A 21,355-nucleotide genomic window follows, 5' to 3' on the forward strand; every position below is an offset into this window, starting at 1 on the left:
GGATATGAGCTAGCTAAGTCTCTTGAACACAATAACTTGTGATCAAGAGACAGGCCAGTTGGTTGCCTTTTTTATTAAAGAATATTTTAGAACAAGACAAAATTTACCTCACAAAAGTACCAAACTTACCTACACTTATAGAGTGGTTAAACACATAATCAAGCCTGTACTATTTAACTTGTTTAAGGATAAACAAATGAAATATCAATGGATGATTCTAGCTATAGCATTAATCACTGGACTTACAACTAGCTATATCCTTGATAGTCGCGACGCTTCACGTACTGTAGAGCCCGACTACCCTCTTAATATTCTTGAATCAGGAAACGAAGCTGTCGACTTGTATAACCCCAAAGATCCAAGAATACGTATGGTTTATTTTGGCTACACGCAATGTCCTGATGTGTGTCCAACATCACTAGCGGTTATGTCTGCCGCCTTAAAACAAATTCCAACAGAGCAACTCAAAAACTTATGGCCTATCTTTATTACCTTAGATCCAGAGCGTGATACTGCCATTAAAACGGCTAACTATGCAAAACACTTTCATTCCGCTATTTCAGGTATGACCGGTACCCATAAACAAACAAAAGCACTAGCAGATAAATACGGTGTACTTTATTTACGAACAGACTTAAAAGATTCAGCGCTTGAATATGCTATTGATCACAATTCATATTTTTACTTCTTATTACCTAATGGAGAGCTTATTGATAAAGTTCCACACCTTCTCAACCCTGCGCCACTTGTTTCTGTTATTCCTGATATGATTAAAAGCGTACCCAGTGCAACTTAGTTACAAACGATTCAATCGGAATGCTGCAAGGTGCATATTATTGATGGTAATAAGAGAAATTTAAACACAAATTAAATGTGAATTTGATCGCATTTACTATTTGCATTTTCGTTCATTTATTCGCCTGTTTTATTTCTTTTTTTGTTAATCATATTTTTTTACATAACGCTGACTTATTACTTTATTCGAAGTCATAAATATAGCGCGAGCCCTTATTACAAGCGGTGTTACGCATAGTTAGTCATTTAAACAGTATGAAAATTTAATGTTAGAATTGTTTGTTTTTTAACCTAAAAAACGATAAGGACGTGATTTTTTTGAACTAAGCCAAAAAAATTAATGAGCAATTTTAAGAAGTTATGCCATAATGAATTTGCCAACTCAAACTTTCACACTCAGTTGTAGTGGCAAAATCAATATGGAGATTTATAAAAAATGAAACGTACTGTAACTATCTTAGCTGGTCTTCTACTATCTGCATCTCTAGTAGGTTGTTCAAGCACTGACGCAGACCAAATGCAAACTCTTACTAACAAAGTAGACACTTTAGCTGAGCAAGTAAGTGCACTACAAGGTCAACAAGACCAAATCGTTAGCGCTGTAAACGACTCTCGTGCAGCATCAGACGCGGCTTACCAAGAAGCTATGCGTGCTAACAAGCGTATCGACAACATTGCTGGTTCTTACACTAAGTAATTTGTCTTAGCTTAAATACTTTAAGGAGATGGCTTTTTATAAGCCATCTCTTTTTTATGTATATATAAATAAAAACATCTATTCACCTCATCAATAAAACCTCTTATTAATAAGTAGTGTTAATTGCTTTAAGTGGCATTTATCTCTCTTTTCTAATAGACAAAAATTACGGTTTAGCTGTCCAAACTTATCATTAACTAGCTTTATTCCGAGTAAATAATACGATACAACGCTCAATCAATTTAGTTTAAAATACACTTAATTCGAATACTTATGTAAACATACATTTTGGGTATTAGTAATTAAGCAGTTAAAGACCCTGTCACACTTTATCTCGCCTATTAACACAAATATTCATAGCTATCATCATATGCCTCTACATCGTAATTACACTCATTATTTAGGCAAAAAAAACGAGAGCATAAGCTCTCGTTAAGTTATATTTAAATTCTAATTAATTCAAAGTAACTGGAATACCAGTTTGATTATCTAACGCTTTAGTCAGTACTTGATAAGCATCATCGTTATAATTCAAGTCATCAATCAATTTTGCAGGTGCAGTTACAACTTTCTTTTCACCCATTTGCGATTCATCTTTCGATAATGGAGCGTGAACTTCAACAATGATCTTTCCGTTAGGCTCAACTGAGTACTTAACAGGTTGATTAATAATGCGTACTTGTGTACCTAACGCAACATGAGGGAATAACCACTCAACATCCCATGGGTTCATACGAATACAACCACCACTCACTCGCATACCAATACCAAAGTCTTTATTAGTACCATGGATTAGATATTCGCCGTGACCATAAGCTAAACGCATTTTATAGTCACCTAACGGATTATCAGGGCCTGCAGGAACAACTGCGGGAAGAATATCACCTCTTGCAGCATGTTCTTTACGAATAGAAGCTGGCGGTGTCCACGTTGGATTTTTCACTTTTTCATTGATACTGGTTGTCATACTTGGGGTTTCACGTCCAACTCGACCGATACCAATAGGGAAAATATAAACTTTTGATGCATCGTCTTTTGGAAAATAATACAAACGAAGTTCCGCAAGGTTGACCACGATCCCTTTATGAGCAACATCAGGTAATACAACCTTGGTTGGCACCTCAAGTAAACGTCCAGGAGCAGGAAGAAAAGGATCAATACCCTTATTGGCGGCCATCATGCCTAGAAAACCGACATTATACTTATTAGCAATATCAGCGAGACTATCCCCTTTTTGTACTTCGTAGTAGTTAGGTGTACCAACGATATTACTACCATCGGTTGGTAATTGATATTCAATTGCATTTGCAGCAGAAGAAACCAAACAAGTGAGTGAAAGAAGCAATGCGCGGTACAAAACAACGTCTCCGTTAATAAATTCCTGAGTCTATTTGCAACAAACCCATACATTTTGTTGCATAGTCAGTATTACTCTCTAATACAAACTATAAACAAATCTCTATAATCCATAGTACTTTATATAAGCAATTTCTTCTAGCGAGCGTTATGTTTTAGATTAAGCTAATCATTTCAATCAATCAGTTACATAACTTAACTATGCTAATAAAAGTATAATTAATTATATCTTTACTACTATACAGTTAATACAAAAAAAGAGCTGTTAGGTTACGGTAAACTTAACAACTCTTTAATGGCTTTTACTATACTATGTTTTGAAAAATCTACATCGTGTATTGTTGCATCAAGCCTTTCCATTCACGTCGTTGCTGCTCTAATCGAACTTGCATAGATTTATATTGCTGAATAAATTCAAAATTATCATAACTACTGGCTATTTTTTGCTTCTCCATATCAAGCAATCGCTTTTTTGCTTGATAATAATCTGAGATTTTTGAAATCAACGCTTCATATTCTTGCTGTAACTGAGTCAGCTTCGCAACATTATTCGGCATCGTAATTAATTGTTGTTGAATCCGTTTGAATTGCATTTTTGCTTTAGTCTTTTCAATTCGGTCAGCAGGTGTAACCTTTAAATTTCTTGTCCAACCTACCCATGAACAAGTTTTAATCAACCATTTAGTTGGATCAAATTGCCACCAGCAGATGCCATTTCGATAATCATTTTCAAAAATATGATGATAGTTATGATACCCCTCACCAAAAGTTAAAAAGGCAAGTAAACCATTATCGCGGGCGGTATTTCTATCAGTATAAGGCTGCGAGCCCCAAATATGCGCCAACGAATTGATGAAAAAAGTCGTATGATGGCTTAGCACTAATCGAAGAAAACCTATAAGCAATAATGCTCCCCAAATATCACCATGAATAAACCCGAAAGCTAATGGAATACCAAAATTAGTACCAATCGCCAGCAATAGATAATACTTGTGTTGCCACATTACTATTTTATCTTTTTGTAAGTCACGACAATTATCGTAGTCATGGTATCGACTCGCTTGGTAATCACGTAACATCCAGCCAATATGACTATAAAAGAAACCTTTTTTCGCTGAATAAGGATCTTTATCATTATTATCTACATGGCGGTGATGGATTCGATGATCTGAAGACCAATGCAAAATACTATTTTGCAATGCAAATGCACCACCAATTGCAAATATGAAACGTAAAATTGAATTAGCTTGATATGTTTTATGTGACCATAAACGGTGATAACCCGCCGTAATAGACATACCACAAAAACTAAATGCTACAACTAACATTAATATTTGTGTCCAATCGAAGCCATATTGATACGCATAAAGCGGAACACCAATTATCGCAACGAGTAATGTCACACTAAATACGGCAACATTTAACCAAAGAACAGGAGGTTTTTGCTGTTGAGTTGTCATCCTTTAATCACTCTACATTCAGCGTACACATGTAAGCCAGAATATATGCGCAATTTGCGACTATCAAGAGATGCGCTACATTTTCATAAGACCTACTCGACTAATGTGATACCTGCCACATCATAACGTGCTGAAACCTGCTTGTAGTGTTTATTTTCACGTTGGTAAAAGCTTATTGGCATCGCATCTCGTAGCCCTTGCTTTGATAAATCAGCATATTCTTCACGTGTCATTACCACATATTTCAACTGCTCATTTAATAAATTTCGTAAGCCTTCAATTGTCAAAACATCATCTCTTACCATCACTTTCATATATCCAATCAATACAGATAACGGTACAAGCATATCCCTTACAAGCAATTTACGATCCATTATCTCTTCAGCTTTTGTTGTTCTGATACCTACATCAAAAATTGCTTCCCAATCTGGCTTATCTTGCTTGGTAAGAGCGCCATGAGTAAAACAGTAATATGCTTCGATAAATGCTTTAAGGTGATGATACCGTTCAGCCTGTACCTCAATGTAAATATGCTGCAATTCAAGATCGGCATTAAAATAGCTGCTCACTTTATTAGTTACTCTATTCAAAATGATTCATTTACATCATTTTACATCGAAATGAATGAAATAGTGGTTAGTTGAAAATGATAACCTTTGGAACTATTTTTTTTATCTGTGAAAATAGTATCAATATAAGCATTTGATTATTGCATCAACGTAAATTGCCAATAACATGTTCGACACTTATTTTATTTGATTTCAAGAAACATTATGAGAGCAATCATCACTCCAGAATACATTAATAACTTTTCATGCATTGCTGATAAATGCGAAGATCACTGCTGTCACAGTTGGGATATCTCTATTGATAAATCAACCTATCAATTTATGACACAAAAAAGTGCGCTGAAGATAAAGTCTGCCGATGTAATCATGAGGACAAAAGGTGATGCATCGCCTTATTATGCAAAAATCAAACTAAATAACGATGGTGTATGCCCTTTCCGAGAAGAAACTGGTTTATGCGAAGTTCATAAAGAACATGGGCATAAGCGTCTATCGCAGACATGTCAATCATACCCTCGTACCTCTACTATTCGTGGTAACAAAAAAGAGCATAATTTATCGCTTTCATGCCCTGAGGCAGCAAGACAAATACTGCTAAATCCAGCATCAATGCAATTTCATCAAGAAAACACTACAGATGATGCATTTAAAGCGAATAACTATACTCGTCCTAATTGGCATTCAGAAGTACAGCAGTTTGTTGTTGACATTTTATTTATCAAAAATGTCAGTTTAGAGCAGCGCCTTTTCTATATTGGAATGACGTTACAACTACTTGCACCACATAAAGATAGTACAGAAGAACTGCATAAACGCCTGCTATTATGTTGCGAAGAGATTAACAACCATAATTTTGAAAAACTCTACCTAGAACAACGTACATCAGCAGACATATACGCAGGTTTACTGGTTAAGTTTTTTAACTTCCGTATAAACTTAGAATCAACACGTAGTTTTAAAGTTGCTTACAATCGTTTTAACTCTCTGCATCAACAATTAATTGAAGCGTTAAGCTTGGCTGATGGAGATAGTGATAAACAAAATAAAATCTTACAGCATGGTTTTAACACTCATTATCGTGATTATTTTGAAAAAAATAGCCATGTTTGGATTAACTATATTATCTATGTGTTTTATCAAAATGACTTTCCCTCAAAGTCAATGCAAAATGTTTTTAATGACTTAATTACTGACATTTTCATCATCAGAGGCGCATTATCCGCACTTGCTTCTATGCGTCCACTTACTGATGATGATGTGATCCTTGTTGTACAGACCTATCATCGTATTCGTAGCCACAACAAAGATTTCGTGAAAAACATCAAAAGTATAAGAAATCAAGCGAGTACAGATGAGTCGCTACTTTCACTAATGCTAATCAAAACACAATAATTATCGTTTTTTACACCTAATTTAAAAAATTTAACGAGTCTTTGAAAGATAATTAGGTATAGGTAGGTCTACTTACCTATACCGATTATTATAATAGGAACGTTATGCTAATTAAGAGAACAAACAAATGGGATTTAAGTGAAAATGATGTCACGCCAGAGTCCATTTATCATCAACGCCGCGATATTTTAAAAAAGTTAGGTATTGCAGCTGCAAGTCTTCCGTTAGCCTCTAATGCAACGGCGGGTATTTTTGATGTGTTCTCAAATGACGATCAGAAAACGATCGATAACCGTCGTCCACTTTCTACAATAAAATCACCGTTATCTGATCCAAAGCTTTCACTCACACCGGAAAATAAGATCACTCAATATAATAACTTTTATGAGTTTGGTACGGATAAATCATCACCTGCTATTCGGGCTGAAAATTTTGTTACCGATCCATGGCAAGTAAAGATTGACGGCCTTGTTAACAGGCCCTTAACACTTAACTATGATGACTTATTTTCTTTGTTTCCATTAGAAGAGCGCATTTACAGGTTACGTTGTGTCGAAGCATGGTCTATGAATGTTCCGTGGATTGGTTTTAGCTTAAGCGATATTATTAAACGTGCTGATCCTACTAGTCGCGCGAAATATGTCGCGTTTCAGACCCTCTATGATCCAAAGCAAATGCCTGGACAAGCGTCTCGCTCATTAGGTGGCGGCATTGATTATCCGTATGTGGAAGGATTACGTCTTGATGAAGCGCTACACCCTCTTACACTATTGTCTGTTGGGTTATATGGTAAGACTCTCCCGCCACAGAATGGCGCTCCACTCCGTTTAGTCGTACCTTGGAAATATGGTTTTAAAAGCATTAAATCGATTGTTCGTATTACGTTAACTGACAAACAGCCACCAACAACATGGAACATATTAGCGTCTGATGAATATGGCTTTTATGCCAATGTAAACCCAACAGTCGATCATCCTCGTTGGAGTCAAGCCAGTGAACGCTTTATAGGAGAAGGAAATATATTCAGTAGTCGACGTCAGCCTACTACCATGTTTAACGGTTATGCGGATGCTGTTGCGAGCTTGTATAACGGCATGGATCTAAAAAGGAACTACTAATAATGAAATCTCAAAGAAAGAAACGTTTTTTTAAGCTAAATCCTAAACATATAACTTGGCTGAAAGTGGTGATTCATGCCGTTAGCTTATTCTTTCTTATTGTATTAGTTTTACAAACATTCAACGGTGGTTTTGGCGCAGATCCAGTTAAGGACATTGAACATTTCACAGGAAAGGCAGCACTTAATACACTATTTATAACATTACTTATTAGCCCAATTGCCATGTATTTAAAACAAGGGGCGTTAGTGAAAACACGAAGAGTATTGGGCTTATATAGCTTTTTTTGGGCATTATTACACTTAAGTGTTTATGTCTCACTTGACTTAGGTTTTGATTGGGCTTTAGTCGGTGAAGAAATCACTCAACGTCCATATTTAGCTATTGGCGCAATTAGCTGGCTAATTTTATTATTACTGACTTTGACTTCTACTCAGAAGTTACAACGTATATTAGGAGCACGCTGGCAAAAACTTCATAACTGGGTCTACCTTGCTTTATTATTGAGCCCAATTCATTATTTATGGTCTGTCAAATCAGGTATTACTGAACCAGTCATCTATATCGTTATTGCAAGCTTGCTTTTATTAAGTCGCAGAGAAAAATTTAAACGTGGATTAGCCAACATTGGTGTCAACAGAGATCATAAAACGACGACATCAAATTAATCCACACAACACCTATTAATTTTAGTGAATGCTTTTCACTGTCTAGTAACCTGTACCTAAATCCCAATTGGTACAGGTCTTTTTTTATCTACTTGTCATTTATTATTAAAACCTCATGAATTACATGACATTGCAAAATTTTATGCTACGATAAACGCCTTGCATCTTTAATTGTTGTGTATGTTATTTCATGAAGGTCATTCATTTTGTTCAGTGATATTTTAGCAACGAGCGTTGAGGAATTTGCTCACGATTGCATGTTGCTATGTGAGCAACACTACCCAACGATTCATAGCCGAGGTATGCAAGAAGATCATTTAGCGAAAACACTTTGCCGCCGTATTGCAACTAATTGCGCACAACAAAACACACCTGTCAAAATTACCCACATAGATAAAAGCCAACATGCATCTCAAGCTATCTATTGCTTACAGCACGAACATTCATATATCTGGGTGATTGCCCATCACTTCATTAGTGCCAATAAAGCCCGTAGAGATGCACTACTTAATACTATTGAGCAAGTGCAAAACAAGTTTTCTACTCATGGTGAACATTACCTTATGGTAATTGCTGATCATTGGTTCGATCGCAGTAAAGCGAGTAAAGAAATCCCCGCTTGGTGGTTGGGTGAATTACCTAGTAATCATCTTGAATATGCTTCAACAGGAATAAAGCTTCAATCCAGTGAGAGCAGTTTTGCTGAGTCGGTAAAACAACGCTTTCATTTAACAAATGGCAGCGTGTCTCTTAAACATCCTTTTGTACGTCATGATAATCAATCCCCTGTTTTACGTTATCTATTCTTAACTGCAATTTATAAGATTGACTAACTCCCCATTCCGATTAAAATGCGCCAAATTTTTAGTCTAACCGAATAAGTGTAATGTAACTTAAACGGTTTTAGTGTGATATCTCCTATCACCATACACGGAATGTTCTTATGTCTGTCTCTTCGTCTCAACCGTTATCATTACGTGACGATTCTATTTTTCGTTTATTTTGGCGCTATACACTCCCCACTATCGCAGCTATGTTAGTTACAGGCATTTATGTTGCCGTCGATGGTATGTTTGTCGGTCACTTTATTGGTGAAGACGGCTTAGCTGCAATTATGCTTGGCTATCCAATTGGATCTATTCTTTACGCCTTAGGCGCCCTTATTGGCATGGGTGCATCTGCATTAGTTTCAATAAAACTGGGTGAAAATAAAACCGACGAAGCAAGAAAGATCGTTGGTAACGCATTCAGCTTATGCGTAATTGCAGCACTGATCATATGTGGTTTAGGGATCACATTTGGCACAGATATACTGCAATGGGTTGGCGCTGAGGGAAGAATTCTATCAATGGCTGAAGATTACCTCTTCTGGTACTTCAGTATGGGTTTCTTTGCCATCATATCAATGGCATTTTCATCACTATTACGTAATGATGGACAACCCAAACGTGTAACATACATCATGATTTTCGGTGGTCTGCTGAATATCTTCTTAGACTGGCTATTTATTGTGGTGATCCCCTGGGAATTAACAGGCGCAGCTATTGCCACAATGCTATCTCAAGCTGCCACCAGTATATTGTGTTTACAACATTTCTTTAGCGATAAATCGACACTACGAATTCATTGGGACAGCCTAAAACTTAAACTTGATACCTGCTTACAAATATTAAAACTCGGAACATCAAGTTTACTCATGTACATGTACCTTTCTGTCGTACTGATTTTGCACAACAAAGCTTTCTTGATGGTCGGTAAACCAATTCATGTCGCAGCCTACGGCATCGTGAGCTATACGGAGGCTTTCTTCTATTTAATTTTCGAAGGCATTGCATTAGGCACACAACCGATCACGAGTTTTAATACAGGTGCAGGTTTAAAAGATCGTGTGATCAAAGCACGAAACCTTGCTTTTGCCGTTACTCTTGCTGTCGCGCTTATTGGCGTCACAATCCTCTATAGTTTACCCGATTATGTCGTGTATTTATTCGCAGGTGATAATCAACTGCTTCAACCTGTTGCTATAAACGGTATGCACCTTTATTTGTGGGGATTACCTTTCGAAGGGTTATTACTCATTGGTGCGACCTATTTCCAATCAATTAATATGGCAAAAGAAGCATCTATTTTAACCGGTGGTAAGTTAATCCTGATATCTATCTTTATCTTTACGTTCGCACATATTTTTGGCGTTGACGGTGTATGGGTCGCATTACCTTTTTGTAGCTTACTTCTGACATCATGGATGATATATAAACTCAAAAGCCTTTAATAACGACAAAGATCGGTAGTGATTGTTAAACATCACTACCGACACATTTAAAACACCATACAATCAATATAAAACACAGTTTTATTAAAACTAAAAACCGAGGATGAAATCTAAAAGAATGTAAAATAAAACCTGTAACCTATTGTTTTTATAAGCTTTATATTTCATCCCGATTTATCTTTGCTATTCCCTTAGCATTTCGTGTTTTTCCGCTTATTGTGATGACCAACGAAGAGTGACAAGCACTTATGTCATAAATTATTTCATCATAAATAGGGCTACACATGAAAAAAGTAATTACACCATTAGCAGTATTAATCGTTTCAACTTTCGCTATCTCTTCAGCACATGCAGCGGTTAAACAAGACTACTTCCTAGGTGCCGACCTTGGTCTTCGTCTTTCTGGTGGTATTGGAGTAGAGACAGATTTAGGCAATGCTGATTTAAACTTTGATCATTCCGCTATCTACGGCCTTCATGGTGGTGTAACCCTTAATGATCATCATCGCCTAACACTTGCATACACTCACGAGGAACTATCATTTGCTGGTACTGGTATTACATCAGGCCTTGACACTATTAAACAGAAATATGATTACGTATTCAATTTATCGAATAACTTCAACCTTACCGCTGGTGCTAATGTAGGTTACGAAATGGCTGAAGACAACAGTAACCTTAATGGTATGGTTTATGGTGTGCAAACGGGGATTGAGTACAACCTTAACCATTGGTCATTTGGTAGTGAGCTAGGTTATACACGTCATAATGCTGAAGCTAGTTCTGATTATTTTAAATCTAGTTTAGATAACGAAGCGACCTTGATGACAAGTGCGACATACCACTTTTAAGTAAATCACTAAAAAGGCGATATGTAGGTGCATATCGCCTTTTTCTTTTATTCATTTAGTTTTTTTTAATATATAGTTGCATATAGTCATTATCATTCACATGAATAATAGCAACCTGTGGATCATCATATATGACTTTAAATTTTCTATATTGGCCTTGTTGAGAAGTAAACAAAAATTGAGTGTAAGGAAACGCCATAGAAGGGTTATTTACTTTGGCCTGTTGTAACAATACAAGGTCTGATTTAAATCGATAGGTGCCACCATAGAAGCTGTAAAACCATCCGTTCTCTCTAAAAATAGCGGTTTCATCAATACCACTTCCATCAATAAATACCCCTGCCGTATATTTATTGTGTTTAAGACTTATCTTAGTTGAAATATGCCAATCACCATGTAACTCTGTAAACTCTCGAAGATCGGAAGAAAAATTATTATATTTAACTAACTGGTGGTGGCTAAACCAGAGTGAGTAACCAAATAAACAAACAGAACAAATAAACAGTAATATCATCTTCATTACTGCTCTCCTTGAGGTAAATTTTCACTTAATTTATCAATAAGGTTTTTCTCATCGAGGATAAAGCTCACTCCTTGTTCATTTTTAGGATCAAAATAAGAAATATTATAATGACCAGAAATTTTATCTACAAAGAAAAGGCAATCACATTTCTGCTGCGATAATAAAAAGCTGAGTTCTTGCGTTAATTCCATCCCTACAGGCGTAATCAATTTATGAGTAAAGCCACTATTTATTAATTCTGTAATATGGTATCCGTTAGCAATAAATTGCCCTTTTTCAAGTGTAATTAAGCGTGAAAAGTTGAATAATGCCCCTCCTATTAAAATCACAGATAGTGCAAGCAATATTTTCTTACGTATATTTATCGACAAAAATTTGGCTTTAGAGGATTGGATTGGTCGAGTGTTTTCGCATGAATTACTTTCAGCCAAAAGAAATTCTTCTTGATTTTTTTCTTCATGGCCTCCGATGACAGACACAACGTCATGTGAAACCAATTTATACCCCACTCTTGGAATGGTTAATATCAATTCTTTATCTTCAAAAAAAAACGCTAAAGCTTTCCTTAACTTAGCAATATATTTGGTTAAAGAAGAGTCAGTTACTACAGTATGTTGCCAAGCAAATTCTTTTAACGTTTCTTTTAAAACAATCTCATTCACCTGGCGTAAAAGAATTTCCAATAACTTAGATTCAGTAAAACTTAAAACCTGCTGCTTTTCTCCATCAGACAGAATACCGCGTTTACAGCAAAATTTTACATTTCCAATTTTAAAGTCATCTAACATTTTAATAACTTACAACCCAAATACACATCATTACTCTCATTATTAATATCACCAAATAACTACATTTATATCAATTATTTTCTACATTACAACAAAAAAGCCCATAGCTATTCCTAACTATGGACTAAACGAAGAGATGAATCGTTTAAATTTTAATTTGCTTCTGCAAGGGTAGCTTCCGCTTCTTTCATTGCAGTCGTTGGTTGGCCTTCTGCACCGTGCATCCAGTCAACTAACTTACCTGAGAACACGATAAGAATAAGACCAGATACAGTAGCGGCAATAGCGATACCACCAAAGATAGATAGCGCACCAGCATCGCCAATATGTGAACCAATAATACCCGCCGCATAGTTCGCTAATGCGTTAAACGAGAACCACACACCCATTAGTAATGAACATAAACGTAATGGAGCAAGTTTCGTTACCATCGATAAACCAATCGGTGATAGACATAGTTCACCCAGTGTATGGAAGAAATACGCACCTACAAGCCATAGCATTGATGTTTTAACAGTTAAATCACCACCTTGTTCTAACGCTGCTCCCACCATGAATAGGAAGCCAATTGCTAGGAAGAACAATGCTGCCGCAAATTTAATTGGTGAGCTTGGCTCCTTCGACCCCATTTTTACCCATAATGAAGCGATAACAGGTGCTAAGGTAATAATGAAGAACGGATTAAGTGATTGGAACCACTCAGTCGGTACCTCAAAACTACCAATAAGACGATCAGTATATTGTTGAGTATAAATATTCATTAAGCCACCAGCTTGTTCAAAGCCAGCCCAGAAGACAATAACGAACAGACCCATGACCATGATAACTTTTAAACGATCACGTTCAACTTTTGTCAATGGCTCTTTTTTACCTGACTTGTTTTTAGCTGCATCACGTTTAGCTGCAGCCTCAATACCAATATTACCCAAATAACGACGCGCAAATAACATTTGAAGCGTTAAACCAATACAGATACCGATCCCGGCAGTTGCAAAGCCTGCTTTATACCCCCAGATTGTTACAGCTGTACCTGCAATAATACCAGCTAGTAGAGAACCTAAATTGATACCCATATAGAAAATGGTAAATGCACCATCACGGCGGTTATCACCTTCATCATAAAGATCACCAACCATAGTTGAGATATTCGCTTTGAATAAACCATTACCGATGATCATCAACGTTAGACCTGCATAAAAAACATGCAATGCAGAATCACCAACTACCGAATTAGGTAATGCCAGAATAAATTGCGCTGCAGCCATTGCTACACCACCAATCATGACACACCGACGTTGTCCTAAAAAGTTATCGGCTATCCAGCCACCGATGAGAGGAGTAAGGTAAACAAGTCCGGTATAAGTAGCGTAAAGACTTAGCGCATCTTTTGCTGTCCAGCCAAAACCACCGTCCATTGTTTTTGAAGTTAAATAAAGGACAAGAATGGCGCGCATGCCATAAAAGCAAAATCGCTCCCATAGTTCAGTTCCGAACAATAAGAACAGCCCCTTAGGGTGTCCTAATAATGTGCTAGAGTCTCTTCTCATAATTATTCCTTTTAATTCAACTTTTATTCAATGAATGAATACCTAGTTATTTATAATGAATAGTTATGCACATATCAAATTAACACCAAATTTCAAAAAAAAAATATTTTTGATAACTATATGATTTGAAAATAGAATAAAAATACAACAACGATAATGAAAAGTAATATTGCACTCAAAACACAGCACTTAAAACTAAACATTTTAATACATTAAGATATTAAAACTATATTTAAGGATATAGACAGATAATTATTACTGCATTTTCATTTTAATTACAAATATAACAAAATAAACCATTATTTAGACCATTTATTATACAACACTCATTTTCTATAACTGATGATAATTAAAGAATATAGTCATTCTCATAATGATAATGATGAAAAGTTATTCTAGCCGTCTTCTATTTACATTTAGACGTAAGCTCAGGAACTAACTCGAACAAATCCCCCACCAAGCCATAATCGGCGTAAGAAAAAATACTCGCATTAGGATCGCTATTAATAGCAACAATCACTTTTGCATCCTTGATTCCAGCTACATGTTGGATCGCACCAGAGATCCCAACAGCAATATAAAGCTCAGGTGCAATAATTTTCCCTGTTTGCCCTACTTGATAATCATTAGGTACAAATCCAGCATCCACTGCAGCACGAGAAGCGCCAACCGCACCATGTAATGTATCTGCTAGTTGCTCAATCAATAAAAATCCATCTTTACTTGCAACACCTCGCCCACCAGCGACCACAACACGTGCAGCAGTAAGGTCTGGTCGCTCATGGTTACTTTTTTGCATACTAACAAAGCGGGTACGGGTTAATGGATGACTTATCTTTACTATTTCTTGCTCGGCGTGTTGTTCCGATAAGCCACAAAGCTCAAAACTAGCACCACGAATCGTCGCTACTATTACAGCTTCACAAGACTTAACCTCAACCGTTGCGTTACCTGCATAAATAGGACGAACTACAGAATCTAAGCTAGTAAATTCCATCACATCGGATAATTGATCTATACATAACATCGCAGAGACTCGCGGTAACAGATCTTTACCTGATGTACTGCTACTCATAAAAATATGACTATAGTTCGATGCAAGATCCTTGATGACCTTAGAGACATTCTCTGCCAAGCCATGCTGATAACAAACATCATCTACCAACAACACTTTATCAACATCGGATAACTCTGCAGCCTGCTGTGCAACACGCTCACATTGAAAACCAACAACGACAATATGAATACTTAGCTCGCTGCTAAAATGCTGTAATGAAGTAGCCGCCGTAACAACTTTACGTGTAGCTGACGAGATATGTTGATGATCATGCTCTGCGATAATCAAAACGTTTGCTGTCTTCATTAGATCACCTTTACTTCATGACTTAATTTATCAATAAGTGCCTCGACATTGTCGACCATAACCCCTGCTGTCCGTGGTTTTGGCGCGTTATAGCGAAGTATTGTTTGAGACCTTGTCTTTATCAGATTTTCAAGCGATGGGTACTGCAAGCTATTTTTGTTAATAAAATCTTGCAACGAAATGGTCGTTAACGGTTTCGCTTTCGCTTTCATAATATTTGGAAGTGATGCAAATCTGGGTGTATTAAGTCGTAAATCGCAGCTGATCACACAAGGAACTTTAACCGCCAAAGTTTCAAGACCACCATCGACTTCACGGGTCACAATAAGCTCATCTAATATCGAAGGGTTGTCATAGTTAATTTCTGAAGCATAAGTTGCTTGTGGGCAGTCTAATATTCCTGCCAGCATTTGAGGTGTTTGATTGTTATCGCCATCAATAGACTGTTTCCCCATTAACACCACATCACTCTTGTTCTGTATCGCTAATACAGATAACAGCATTGCTATTTTTAGCGGGGTAATATTTGTTACATCGTCACTTTCAGTTTGATTTGTATTGATATGAATAGCGCTATCAGCCCCTAGTGCTAGTGCCGTCCTTAATGATTCATTGCAACTATCATCCCCAATACAAACAACAACTACCTCTGACGCTATCCCTTGTTCTTTAAACTGTACGGCTTGTTCAAGGGCAATTGCACAAAAAGGATTAATGGTTTTCTTCACATTATGATCATCAATACCACTGTGATCGTCTTTGACACGAATAGCCACATACGGGTCTATTACTCGCTTAATCGCGACAAGAATTTTCAAACTAGACTCTGCCATATCGCACACCTCTTATAAGAAGTCGTTGATTTAACGGCTAATACTGGAATGTGTTACTTTCTTTGAGCCTAGTTGAATTTACGTTTACGTCAACTGGACTATAGTTAAATGAAACAGTAAAGGAGCACGCAATGGCAGAAGAAAACAGTACGCTAGAAAGTATCTCTTTTGATGTTTTGATTGTCGGGGCTGGCCCTGCGGGGTTATCAAGTGCAATTCAACTAGCCCAACTTGCCAAAGAGCATCAACGCCCACTCTCCATTGCTGTTATCGAAAAGAGTGCTGACATTGGTGGGCATATCTTATCGGGGGCGCTATTTGATCCCCACGCATTAAACGAACTTATTCCCGACTGGCAACAAACCGATTGCCCCGTTACCACTAAAGCAAAACAAGATGATTTCTACTGGCTTACTAATGATCACGCATCAATCACTATTCCTGCCCTTTTTCGCCCGAAAAACACCGACAATAAAAACAGTTACGTGATCAGTTTAAGTGAATTATGCCGCTGGCTAGGAAAACAAGCAGAACAACTTGGTGTGGAAATTTATCCCGGTTTCAGTGCAGAGAAAGTATTATTCGAGCATCAAAGAAGTGACATTGTCACTGAAGATAATGCAGATTTGCCCATCTATATGAGTAGTGTGAAAGGCATCATTACCAAAGCCATGGGAATAGATAAGCAAGGCGAACCTAAATCGACCTATCAACCCAGTATGCAGATAAATGCACGCTATACCATTTTCGCCGAAGGTAGCCGAGGTCATTTAGGTAAATCACTGATTAAACAACTTAAATTAGATAAACATAGCCATCCGCAACACTATGCACTAGGCATTAAAGAAGTGTGGCAAGTACCTAAACATCATAAAGCTGGGCATGTCATTCACAGTCTGGGTTGGCCTTTGAGTGAATCACAGACCACTGGCGGCGCTTTTATGTATCACATGGATGATGAACATATCGCTGTTGGCTTGATCACCGACTTAAACTATCACAATCCCTATTTAAGCCCATTTGATGAGTTTCAACGTTTAAAACATCACCCAGTTTTTGCCACGGCACTTAAAGATGGCAAACGGATTGAATATGGTGCAAGAGCTATTACTAAAGGCGGACTTGCCGCCCTACCACAGCAATCATTTCTTGGGGGCATATTAATAGGTTGTGATGCTGGCACACTTAATATGAATAAACTAAAAGGATGCCATACCGCCATGAAGTCCGGCATGTTAGCGGCAAGTGCGATATACGGTGAATTAATGAAAGATCACAGCCATACAGAGCCTTGCTATAACGCTTTATTTGAGAGCAGTTGGCTGTATGATGAACTTTACCAAGCAAGAAATACGACTGCAAATATCCATAAATGGGGGCAACTAAGCGGATGTATAGCAACTTATTTAGAACAAACCTTATTTAACGGTCATGCAAAATGGCTACTTAATAACAATGTGCCCGATCATGCACAGTTACAGCCCATATCCAAAGCGAACAAGATCAACTATCCAGAGCCAGATAATCAATTAAGTTTTGATAAAACATCGTCACTCTATCTTGCTTCTATTAATCACCCAGACGATCAACCTTGCCATCTTCATATACAGGACGTACACATCCCAATAAACCAACACCTCAAAGAGTTTAATGAACCTAGCCAACGCTACTGCCCTGCAGGCGTGTATGAAATAATAAAGGAGAATAACCAAGTACGATTTCAAATTAATGCAGGGAATTGCTTACAGTGCAAAGCCTGCGATATAAAAGATCCATCACAAAACATTTCATGGACACCACCAGAAAGCGGCTCAGGACCTAATTATAGAAAAATGTAATATACCCAAGCGACTTCAATATGCCTGATTCAGAGCGAAGTCACTGAGTTGAATTCAAGGAAGACAACGAAGCGGAATAGCGAGCTCTTTCCAAGTTGTCTGACGCAAGAAGTCGGCTCAGTGACACGCTCCCAAAGGGCGAGCGTCCTTAGCTCTCAGACTTTGTTAACGATTCTCAATGTAGAATCACTACATCTACAAATCGTTGCCGCGCCTGAGAACTAAGGTCATCTCGCTGAACACTGCATCTTGAAGTTACTTGGGTATAAATCCAAACTTTTTTTGAATGTAAAATCCCTCAAACAAAAAAATGCTTCTAATGTCACACTGACAAGTAAATACAATTAACATACTGTTTTCAAATGATAAAGTAATCATCCTTCCAGCTTAACCATAATTAATATGCATAAAATGCATTTAAAAAATGAAAAGCATTCATTTTACTCATACACTTATAAATCATAGTATTTGTCTCAAGCTAAGAAGCAGCAAAGACAGCGAAATAACGCCTGTTAATAATCAAAAAAGCTTCAAAAGCAGTGAATTAAAATCAGCCGAGAGTGCTCAACACACATCAGATTTTAAGTTTATGGTGAGTCCATTTCATCATAACGCATTCGCATATATCACCTATTGAGGTAAACATTATGACAATACCTACTACTGAAATGTTAGAAGCGTGGAAAGGTTTTAGCGCAGGTAACTGGCAGCAAGAAGTTAACACTCGTGACTTCATCCAGACTAACTACACGCCTTATGAAGGGGATGAGTCTTTCCTAGCTGATGTTACAGAAACAACAACATCACTATGGAATACCGTTCTAGAAGGTATTAAAGAAGAAAGCCGCACTCACGCGCCGGTTGATTTCGATACTGATTTACCATCAACAATCACATCTCACGATGCTGGCTACATCAACAAAGAGCTAGAAAAAATCGTAGGTCTACAAACTGATAAACCACTTAAGCGTGCAATCATCGCTAACGGTGGTATTCGCATGGTGAAAAACTCATGTGAAGTTTACGGTCGCAAACTTGATGAAAGTGTAGAGAAAATCTTCACTGATTACCGTAAAACACACAACAAAGCATGTTTCGACCTATACACCAAAGAAATCCTAGCATGTCGTAAATCTGGCATCATCACAGGTCTACCAGATGCTTACGGTCGTGGTCGTATTATTGGTGACTACCGTCGTCTTGCACTATACGGTATTGATTTCCTTAAAGCTGACAAGCAAGAACAATACAAATCAACTCAAGCATTCCTAGAGCAAGGCCAAGATCTAGAAAAAACACTTCGCCTACGTGAAGAACTAGCAGATCAGGTTCAAGCACTAGAAGACATTCGTCAAATGGGCTTGAAATACGGCATCGATATGTCTGCACCTGCTCGCACAGCACAAGAAGCGATTCAATTCACTTACTTTGGCTACCTAGCAGCCGTTAAGTCTCAAAACGGCGCAGCAATGTCACTCGGTCGCACATCAACATTCCTTGATGTATTTATCGAGCGTGATATCCAAAACGGCTTGATCAACGAGCAAGAAGCGCAAGAGATGATCGACCACTTCATCATGAAGTTACGTATGGTTCGTTTCTTACGTACACCTGAGTACGACTCACTGTTCTCTGGCGACCCAATCTGGGCAACAGAAGCAATGGCGGGTATGGGTGTTGACGGGCGTACTTTAGTAACAAAGAGCACATTCCGTTACTTACATACACTGCATACAATGGGTCCTGCACCAGAGCCAAACATGACGATTCTTTGGTCTGAGCAACTCCCTATTGCCTTTAAAAAGTACGCAGCAAAAGTATCGATTGAAACATCATCTGTTCAATACGAAAACGACGATCTAATGCGTCCTGATTTCAACAACGATGATTACGCAATCGCATGTTGTGTAAGCCCACAGGTTGTTGGTAAACACATGCAGTTCTTTGGTGCGCGCGCTAATCTTGCAAAAGGTCTGCTATACACCATTAACGGCGGTATTGATGAAAAATCTAAAGCCCAAGTTGGCCCACAAGTAGCGAAAATCGAAGACGAAGTATTAAACTTTGACTCACTAATGCCACGCTTTGATTCAATGCTAGATTGGTTAGCAACACAATACGTGACAGCACTGAACATCATCCACTACTCTCACGACCGTTACAGCTATGAAGCATCACTTATGGCATTAATGGATCGCGATGTACGCCGTACTATGGCATGTGGTATTGCAGGTCTTTCTGTTGTGGCTGATTCACTATCTGCAATTAAATTTGCGAAAGTAACACCAGTACGTGACGAAGATGGCGTAGCAATCGATTTTAACATCGAAGGTGACTACCCTAAATTCGGTAACAACGATCCACGTGTTGATGACATCGCTTGCGACCTTGTTGAGCGCTTCATGAAGAAAATTCAGAAGATGCTCATGTACCGTGAAGCAATTCCAACACAATCAATCTTAACCATCACATCAAACGTTGTGTACGGTAAGAAAACAGGTAATACACCTTGTGGTCGTCGTGCTGGTATGCCATTTGGCCCAGGTGCAAACCCAATGCACGGTCGTGATGAAAACGGTGCGGTTGCATCACTAACATCTGTATCTAAACTCCCATTTGCTTACGCGAAAGACGGTATCTCATACACCTTCTCTATCGTGCCAAATGCATTAGGTAAAGATGAAGAAACACAGAAACAAAACCTTGCAGCGTTAATGGATGGTTACTTCCACCATGAAGCAGCAGGCGCAACAGATGGCATAGAAGGTGGTCAACACCTAAACGTGAACGTATTAAACCGTGACATGTTACTTGATGCTGTTGAGTACCCAGAGAAATACCCACAGCTAACAATTCGTGTTTCTGGTTACGCAGTGCGTTTCAACTCACTGACTCGTGAACAGCAACAAGATGTAATTAGCCGTACCTTTACTAATAAGATTTAATAATTTGCTACTACGTTGGTAATACCTGACAGCCTACCCTAAGGTATTACCAATTTGCCGCCATAGTTCCCTACCTAGCTATGGCGGCTTTTTATTCATTATTAAAGAACATCTTTTATCAATACCACTAGATCAATAAATTTCTTGTTATCCAGGCAACATTATATCTATAACTAATTTTTATGTATTAGATATAAAATTAATAACAAAAATAAAAAACAATTCTATAATAATTGGCTTTTGAATGAACTTTGGTTAATTAACAATTTATATCCTGATTACCATCGAGACTCAGCCAAGGTTAATAATTTCTCTGGCATCGGTGGTGATTTTGCACCAC

18 protein-coding genes are annotated in these 21,355 nt (G+C 37.7%); 10 read left to right on the top strand and 8 right to left on the bottom strand.

What is annotated here, in order from left to right; translation table 11 throughout:
• Positions 1-196 precede the first annotated feature (196 nt).
• Together I3259_RS17985 and I3259_RS17990 are read left to right on the top strand one after the other, a co-directional pair.
• On the top strand, positions 197-796 hold the full coding sequence (locus tag I3259_RS17985) for an SCO family protein (RefSeq protein WP_238031094.1): 600 nt from the start codon (positions 197-199) through the stop codon (positions 794-796).
• Between the two features lie 435 nt (positions 797-1,231).
• Positions 1,232-1,492 (top strand): Lpp/OprI family alanine-zipper lipoprotein, encoded by a 261-nt coding sequence (locus tag I3259_RS17990; protein WP_005365039.1) that lies wholly within the window; start codon positions 1,232-1,234, stop codon positions 1,490-1,492.
• Between the two features lie 454 nt (positions 1,493-1,946).
• On the opposite strand, the gene I3259_RS17995 is transcribed toward I3259_RS17990, so the two are convergent.
• From I3259_RS17995 to I3259_RS18005, 3 genes are all read right to left on the bottom strand, one after another.
• Positions 1,947-2,849, bottom strand: coding sequence for a L,D-transpeptidase family protein (locus tag I3259_RS17995; protein WP_238031095.1), 903 nt, complete (start codon positions 2,847-2,849; stop codon positions 1,947-1,949).
• 325 nt (positions 2,850-3,174) lie between these two features.
• Positions 3,175-4,308, bottom strand: a complete 1,134-nt coding sequence (locus tag I3259_RS18000; protein WP_238031096.1) for a fatty acid desaturase — start codon at positions 4,306-4,308, stop codon at positions 3,175-3,177.
• 92 nt (positions 4,309-4,400) lie between these two features.
• Positions 4,401-4,898: a hypothetical protein gene (locus I3259_RS18005; protein WP_238031097.1), complete on the bottom strand. Its 498-nt coding sequence runs from the start codon at positions 4,896-4,898 to the stop codon at positions 4,401-4,403.
• A 183-nt stretch (positions 4,899-5,081) separates the two neighbouring features.
• Here I3259_RS18005 and fliB point away from each other — a divergent pair, with 183 nt between their 5' ends.
• The 6 genes from fliB to I3259_RS18035 all read left to right on the top strand — a co-directional run bounded on the left by fliB (position 5,082) and on the right by I3259_RS18035 (position 11,178).
• The gene (fliB, locus tag I3259_RS18010) at positions 5,082-6,269 is read left to right on the top strand and encodes a flagellin lysine-N-methylase (protein ID WP_238031098.1); all 1,188 of its coding nucleotides are present in this window, start codon (positions 5,082-5,084) and stop codon (positions 6,267-6,269) included.
• Positions 6,270-6,373: 104 nt separating this feature from the next.
• Complete coding sequence (gene msrP / locus I3259_RS18015) at positions 6,374-7,387, top strand: protein-methionine-sulfoxide reductase catalytic subunit MsrP (protein ID WP_238031099.1); 1,014 nt, start codon at positions 6,374-6,376, stop codon at positions 7,385-7,387.
• Positions 7,388-7,389: 2 nt separating this feature from the next.
• Positions 7,390-8,055 (top strand): protein-methionine-sulfoxide reductase heme-binding subunit MsrQ, encoded by a 666-nt coding sequence (gene msrQ / locus I3259_RS18020; RefSeq protein WP_238031100.1) that lies wholly within the window; start codon positions 7,390-7,392, stop codon positions 8,053-8,055.
• 206 nt (positions 8,056-8,261) lie between these two features.
• Entirely contained in the window at positions 8,262-8,888 is a 627-nt protein-coding gene (locus I3259_RS18025) for a hypothetical protein (RefSeq protein ID WP_238031101.1), read from the top strand.
• A 110-nt stretch (positions 8,889-8,998) separates the two neighbouring features.
• Positions 8,999-10,327: an MATE family efflux transporter gene (locus I3259_RS18030; RefSeq protein WP_238031102.1), complete on the top strand. Its 1,329-nt coding sequence runs from the start codon at positions 8,999-9,001 to the stop codon at positions 10,325-10,327.
• A 284-nt stretch (positions 10,328-10,611) separates the two neighbouring features.
• Positions 10,612-11,178 (top strand): porin family protein, encoded by a 567-nt coding sequence (locus I3259_RS18035; RefSeq protein WP_238031103.1) that lies wholly within the window; start codon positions 10,612-10,614, stop codon positions 11,176-11,178.
• A gap of 55 nt (positions 11,179-11,233) precedes the next feature.
• Here the strand turns inward: I3259_RS18035 and I3259_RS18040 are convergent, their stop codons facing one another.
• The 5 genes from I3259_RS18040 to I3259_RS18060 all read right to left on the bottom strand — a co-directional run bounded on the left by I3259_RS18040 (position 11,234) and on the right by I3259_RS18060 (position 16,232).
• Positions 11,234-11,698, bottom strand: coding sequence for a hypothetical protein (locus tag I3259_RS18040; RefSeq protein WP_238031104.1), 465 nt, complete (start codon positions 11,696-11,698; stop codon positions 11,234-11,236).
• The gene (locus I3259_RS18045) at positions 11,698-12,489 is read right to left on the bottom strand and encodes a winged helix-turn-helix domain-containing protein (RefSeq protein ID WP_238031105.1); all 792 of its coding nucleotides are present in this window, start codon (positions 12,487-12,489) and stop codon (positions 11,698-11,700) included. The genes I3259_RS18040 and I3259_RS18045 overlap by 1 nt, the downstream gene beginning before the upstream one ends.
• Positions 12,490-12,641: 152 nt before the next feature.
• Positions 12,642-14,036, bottom strand: coding sequence for a peptide MFS transporter (locus tag I3259_RS18050; RefSeq protein WP_238031106.1), 1,395 nt, complete (start codon positions 14,034-14,036; stop codon positions 12,642-12,644).
• 406 nt (positions 14,037-14,442) lie between these two features.
• Positions 14,443-15,399, bottom strand: coding sequence for an FAD-binding protein (locus tag I3259_RS18055; RefSeq protein ID WP_238031107.1), 957 nt, complete (start codon positions 15,397-15,399; stop codon positions 14,443-14,445).
• Positions 15,399-16,232: an electron transfer flavoprotein subunit beta/FixA family protein gene (locus I3259_RS18060; RefSeq protein ID WP_238031108.1), complete on the bottom strand. Its 834-nt coding sequence runs from the start codon at positions 16,230-16,232 to the stop codon at positions 15,399-15,401. The genes I3259_RS18055 and I3259_RS18060 overlap by 1 nt, the downstream gene beginning before the upstream one ends.
• Positions 16,233-16,363: 131 nt before the next feature.
• Between I3259_RS18060 and I3259_RS18065 the strand changes: the two genes are divergently transcribed.
• On the top strand, positions 16,364-18,070 hold the full coding sequence (locus tag I3259_RS18065) for an electron transfer flavoprotein-ubiquinone oxidoreductase (RefSeq protein ID WP_238031109.1): 1,707 nt from the start codon (positions 16,364-16,366) through the stop codon (positions 18,068-18,070).
• A 647-nt stretch (positions 18,071-18,717) separates the two neighbouring features.
• Positions 18,718-21,015: a formate C-acetyltransferase gene (gene pflB, locus I3259_RS18070; protein ID WP_238031110.1), complete on the top strand. Its 2,298-nt coding sequence runs from the start codon at positions 18,718-18,720 to the stop codon at positions 21,013-21,015.
• Positions 21,016-21,355: the final 340 nt, after the last annotated feature.

It is taken from the genome of Photobacterium sp. Ph5 (genome assembly GCF_022129445.1).
Classification (GTDB): Bacteria; Pseudomonadota; Gammaproteobacteria; order Enterobacterales; family Vibrionaceae; genus Photobacterium.

What these genes read in the sequence shown, in the direction of transcription:
- fliB (WP_238031098.1), top strand. Translation starts at nt 5,082, where the DNA reads ATGAGAGCAATCATCACTCCAGAATACATTAATAACTTTTCATGCATT.
- I3259_RS18035 (WP_238031103.1), top strand. Translation starts at nt 10,612, where the DNA reads ATGAAAAAAGTAATTACACCATTAGCAGTATTAATCGTTTCAACTTTC.
- I3259_RS17990 (WP_005365039.1), top strand. Translation starts at nt 1,232, where the DNA reads ATGAAACGTACTGTAACTATCTTAGCTGGTCTTCTACTATCTGCATCT.
- I3259_RS18040 (WP_238031104.1), bottom strand. Translation starts at nt 11,698, where the DNA reads ATGAAGATGATATTACTGTTTATTTGTTCTGTTTGTTTATTTGGTTAC.
- I3259_RS18060 (WP_238031108.1), bottom strand. Translation starts at nt 16,232, where the DNA reads ATGGCAGAGTCTAGTTTGAAAATTCTTGTCGCGATTAAGCGAGTAATA.
- I3259_RS18030 (WP_238031102.1), top strand. Translation starts at nt 8,999, where the DNA reads ATGTCTGTCTCTTCGTCTCAACCGTTATCATTACGTGACGATTCTATT.
- msrQ (WP_238031100.1), top strand. Translation starts at nt 7,390, where the DNA reads ATGAAATCTCAAAGAAAGAAACGTTTTTTTAAGCTAAATCCTAAACAT.
- I3259_RS18050 (WP_238031106.1), bottom strand. Translation starts at nt 14,036, where the DNA reads ATGAGAAGAGACTCTAGCACATTATTAGGACACCCTAAGGGGCTGTTC.
- I3259_RS18065 (WP_238031109.1), top strand. Translation starts at nt 16,364, where the DNA reads ATGGCAGAAGAAAACAGTACGCTAGAAAGTATCTCTTTTGATGTTTTG.
- pflB (WP_238031110.1), top strand. Translation starts at nt 18,718, where the DNA reads ATGACAATACCTACTACTGAAATGTTAGAAGCGTGGAAAGGTTTTAGC.
- msrP (WP_238031099.1), top strand. Translation starts at nt 6,374, where the DNA reads ATGCTAATTAAGAGAACAAACAAATGGGATTTAAGTGAAAATGATGTC.
- I3259_RS17985 (WP_238031094.1), top strand. Translation starts at nt 197, where the DNA reads ATGAAATATCAATGGATGATTCTAGCTATAGCATTAATCACTGGACTT.
- I3259_RS18055 (WP_238031107.1), bottom strand. Translation starts at nt 15,399, where the DNA reads ATGAAGACAGCAAACGTTTTGATTATCGCAGAGCATGATCATCAACAT.
- I3259_RS18045 (WP_238031105.1), bottom strand. Translation starts at nt 12,489, where the DNA reads ATGTTAGATGACTTTAAAATTGGAAATGTAAAATTTTGCTGTAAACGC.
- I3259_RS18000 (WP_238031096.1), bottom strand. Translation starts at nt 4,308, where the DNA reads ATGACAACTCAACAGCAAAAACCTCCTGTTCTTTGGTTAAATGTTGCC.